Annotated in this window: 2 protein-coding genes and 1 pseudogene; all 3 read right to left on the bottom strand. The window is 46.3% G+C overall.

The genetic code is table 11. The features are described 5' to 3' along the window. Nucleotides 1-545 (bottom strand): nucleoside phosphorylase (locus GMD6S_RS09435; RefSeq protein ID WP_000923408.1); only part of this gene is annotated, 545 nt, incomplete at its 3' end. Nucleotides 546-558: 13 nt separating this feature from the next. After that, entirely contained in the window at nt 559-759 is a 201-nt protein-coding gene (locus GMD6S_RS09430) for a YdeI/OmpD-associated family protein (protein WP_008280814.1), read from the bottom strand. A gap of 49 nt (nt 760-808) precedes the next feature. Beyond that, nucleotides 809-1,039 (bottom strand): annotated as a pseudogene (locus tag GMD6S_RS09425) (serine O-acetyltransferase); the annotation flags it as partial.

Genomic DNA, 1,039 nt, shown 5'->3' with positions numbered 1-1,039 from the left:
TTGACCTTATCAGGCGTTTCTCGATAAAAGGCATCAGTCGTCCAAGACTTGGTGCGGATATGTTCGATATTGTGCTTGTCAAAGATGGCTTCCAGCTCGATCAGCAGAGACTCGTCATAGGCGACTTCGTCACCCGGTGGGGCATAGTGATAGCTAGTTCCTTCATCACGCAATGCAGCTGCAGGCAGAATAATCTTGTCAGCCTCAATTGAGCGGTCCAAAACGCCACAGGAACCTAAAATGATGAAATTTTTGAAGCCTCTGGCCGCCAACTCCTCCAGCTGGCCGACTATCATGGGAGCCCCAATTGGAGCCAACATAACTGCTAGCTTGCTAGGTCCTTGGCCATAAATATACCATGGATGATGGCCGTTTATGCTTTTCAAATAGCCTCCCTGATAGACATTTTCTGACTCAATCAAACGTTTCAGAATCTCGCCATTAAAGGACAGGATGATGGTTTCGCACACCTCACCCTTGTCAGGGACTGGCTTTTCAGTTGGCTCAATAACTGCTGCTACATCTTCAAATTCCTCTAATAGCATAACTTCTCTTTCTTTAAGGCTTCAGCAAATCCGCCTTCATTTTATTTAGACGGCGCAGTTTGGTCTCATCTTTTTTGGCTTCACTGATATAATGAGCCCATTCACGCTGGTGGCTAGGTGGCAGTTTAATAAAGCGCTCCTTAGCAAGACCATCCAAGCGTTCTTGCAACTCAAGAACTGCCTGGTTCAAAATTGCATCTGATAAATCTGACATAGTTCTTACCTCCTGTCATACTTCACCTCGATAACTTTGCTACCCTATCCTACAGACTTGATGAATGGTGACTGGCTTCACGGGCATGTTCTAGCTTGTCTAGATAGTATTCTCGTTTTTCTTCAACTTCGTGGATCATCGGCTCATCTTTCTGTCCATGAACTCGGACGATCTTAGCTGGGATTCCGACAACTGTCACATCGCTCGGAACATCTGCCACAACCACTGCACCCGCCCCAACTTTGGCTTTCTCTCCAATTTCAATAGGGCCAATCACCTG

It is taken from the genome of Streptococcus sp. GMD6S (assembly GCF_000297015.1).
Note: the sequence above shows the minus strand (reverse complement) of the source record. Positions and strands in the feature narration are given on the sequence as shown.